The 2,563-nt window shown below is 61.9% G+C and carries 3 protein-coding genes and 1 pseudogene; 3 read left to right on the top strand and 1 reads right to left on the bottom strand.

Annotation, left to right across the window (positions count from 1 at the left end):
• Positions 1-248 (bottom strand): annotated as a pseudogene (locus D6877_RS02605) (GNAT family N-acetyltransferase); the annotation flags it as partial.
• A gap of 142 nt (positions 249-390) precedes the next feature.
• On the opposite strand from D6877_RS02605, the gene D6877_RS02600 reads away from it, so the two are divergent.
• Genes D6877_RS02600 through D6877_RS02590 form a run of 3 tightly spaced genes read left to right on the top strand, consistent with a single transcriptional unit; the run spans position 391 to position 2,429 of the window.
• Positions 391-816, top strand: a complete 426-nt coding sequence (locus D6877_RS02600) for a nuclear transport factor 2 family protein (RefSeq protein ID WP_024014040.1) — start codon at positions 391-393, stop codon at positions 814-816.
• A gap of 40 nt (positions 817-856) precedes the next feature.
• Positions 857-1,201: a YciI family protein gene (locus D6877_RS02595; protein ID WP_130909739.1), complete on the top strand. Its 345-nt coding sequence runs from the start codon at positions 857-859 to the stop codon at positions 1,199-1,201.
• Positions 1,194-2,429, top strand: coding sequence for an RNA polymerase sigma factor (locus tag D6877_RS02590; RefSeq protein ID WP_130909738.1), 1,236 nt, complete (start codon positions 1,194-1,196; stop codon positions 2,427-2,429). Before D6877_RS02595 ends, D6877_RS02590 begins: the two co-directional genes overlap by 8 nt.
• Positions 2,430-2,563: the final 134 nt, after the last annotated feature.

Raw genomic sequence — 2,563 nt, 5'->3', positions numbered from 1 at the left:
GTGGCGCTGTGTTCGTCGGCCCAGTCGGGCAATACCGGCGGGCGCTTGAGCAGCAGAAACGCCACCGGTACGTCGTCCGCCAGCAGGGCAAAACCTTTCACGCCGGGGCCGGGTTTCGACAGCAGGGTGTGCAGGGCACCGTGGATGTCGCCGGAGAACTTGATCTGCTCGGGATGGATTTCAATCGACTCGACTTGCTCACGCTGCAAAGGGCTGAGGCTGTCGTAAGGCACGAGTTGGGCTGACACGGGAATTTCCTTTTTCCTACAAGGATTGAAGCTCGGATTCTAGCGACATTGTTGTCGGCGAAATTTTTTTGTTTGCCCTGTCGATCTGCGCAAAGGGCAAACGACTAAGGGTGTCTTCACAACAAAAACCACGGAGAACACCATGAGCGCACAAAGCGAAATCCAGACTCTGATCAACACCTACCGCGAAGCGGTAATGGCCAAGGACGTCGAGAAAGTCATGGCCCTGTACGCCGACGACATCGTCTCGTTCGATGCGATCAAGGCGCTGCAATTCAAAGGCAAAGCGGCGTACCGCGCGCACTGGGTCGAGTGCATGGAAATGTGCCCCGGCCCGCACATCTTCGAGTTCCACGAAATCGCCATCGAAAGCGCCGACAACATCGCTTTCGCCCACTGGGTGGCCAATTGCGGCGGCACCAACGACAAGGGCGAGACCCAGAGTTGCTGGATGCGCGTGACCGCCTGTTATCGGCAGGTCGGCGGGGCGTGGAAGATTGCCCACGAACACTGGTCGGCACCGTTCGATCCGATGAGCGGCGCGACGCTGTTCGATGTAACCCCCTGATCTTCAGCCATAGTTGATCCGTTCGAATCAGGAGATCGCCATGAAATACCTATGCCTGGTCTACAGCGATGAACGCCTGCTGCACACCTCGCCCGACAGCCCGGAAGACGCCGAATGCTGGGCCTACGCCGAGTCGGTGCAGGGCAGCGGGCGGATGATCGCCGCCGAAGCGCTGGAATCGGTGGAGACCGCCACAACGGTACGCATGCGCAACGGCAAGTTGTCGATCACCGACGGGCCTTTTGCTGAAACCAAGGAGCAACTGGCCGGTTTCTACCTGATCGACGCCAAGGATCTCAACGAAGCGATTCAGGTGGCCGGCAACATTCCGGCAGCGCGGGTCGGCAGCGTTGAAGTGCGTCCGGTGCGGCAGTTGAATGTCTGACGTCAGGGCGCGGGTCGAGCAGGTCTACCGCGAGGAGTCGCGGCGGATCCTGGCCACGCTGATCCGCCTGCTCGGTGATTTCGACCTCGCCGAAGAAGCCTTGCACGAGGCGTTCTTCGTCGCGGTCGAGCGCTGGCAACGCGACGGCGTGCCGGACAACCCGCGCACCTGGCTGGTCTCCACCGGACGTTTCAAAGCCATCGATGTGCTGCGCCGGCGCGCGCGGTTCAAGGCGTCGCAACCGTTGCTGCTGGCGCAACTCGATGAGCTGGAACAGGCTGACTGGAGTGGCGAAGACGTGGAAGACGATCGCTTGCGGCTGATCTTCACCTGCTGCCACCCGGCACTGGCGGCAGATGCGCAGGTGCCGCTGACCTTGCGTGAAGTCTGCGACCTCACCACCGAGGAAATCGCCCGTGCTTTTCTCTCGGCGCCGGCGGCGATTGCCCAGCGCATCGTGCGCGCCAAGGCCAAGATCCGCGACGCGAAAATCCCCTATCAAGTACCCACGCTGAACGAATTGCCCGAGCGCCTCGACAGCGTGTTGCGGGTGATTTATCTGGTGTTCAACGAAGGCTATTCGGCCTCGGTCGGTGCCGAGCTGATCCGCGAGGATCTGACGCGCGAAGCGATTCGGCTGGGGCGCTTGTTGATGGAGTTGCTGCCGGAGCCGGAAGTCATGGGTCTGCTGGCGCTGATGCTGCTGCACGAATCACGTCGACCGGCGCGCACCTCGCCGAGCGGTGAACTGGTGTTGCTCGACGATCAGGATCGCTCGTTGTGGGACGCCGGGTTGATGGCCGAAGGGTGCGCGCTGGTCGAGCGCGCCCTGAGTACGCGACGCTTCGGGCCATATTGCCTGCAAGCGGCGATTGCGGCGGTGCATGCGGAAGCGCCGTCGGCGGCGCAAACGGACTGGGAGCAGATTGTCGGTCTGTATGACGTGTTGCTGCGCGCGGTGCCGTCGCCGGTGATCGAGCTGAACCGGGCGGTGGCGGTGGCCAAGCGTGACGGGGCGTTGGCCGGGTTGTTGTTGGTAGAAGGGATTTTGGCGCGTGGGGAGTTGCAGGATTACCACTTGGCGCATTCGGCGCGGGCGGAGTTTTGCCGGCAGTTGGGCCGGGTGGAGCAGGCGCGGGCAGCGTATCAGCGGGCGCTGGAGCTGACGCGGCAGGAGCCGGAGCGGCGGTTTATTCGAGCACGTATCATGGCGCTGGAAATGCTCTGACCTTGGTGCTCTGGCGATTGTGGGCAGCCTGTGGATTGCCCTCACCCTAACCCTCTCCCAAAGGGAGAGGGGACTGATTGGGGGATATTGGAGGGATTCACCGACTTGAACGAATTGTCTTGAATCCATAATCG

Source organism: Pseudomonas sp. Sample_9, assembly GCF_004307535.1.
In the GTDB taxonomy this organism is placed as follows: domain Bacteria; phylum Pseudomonadota; class Gammaproteobacteria; order Pseudomonadales; family Pseudomonadaceae; genus Aquipseudomonas; species Aquipseudomonas mercuritolerans.
Note: the sequence above shows the minus strand (reverse complement) of the source record. Positions and strands in the feature narration are given on the sequence as shown.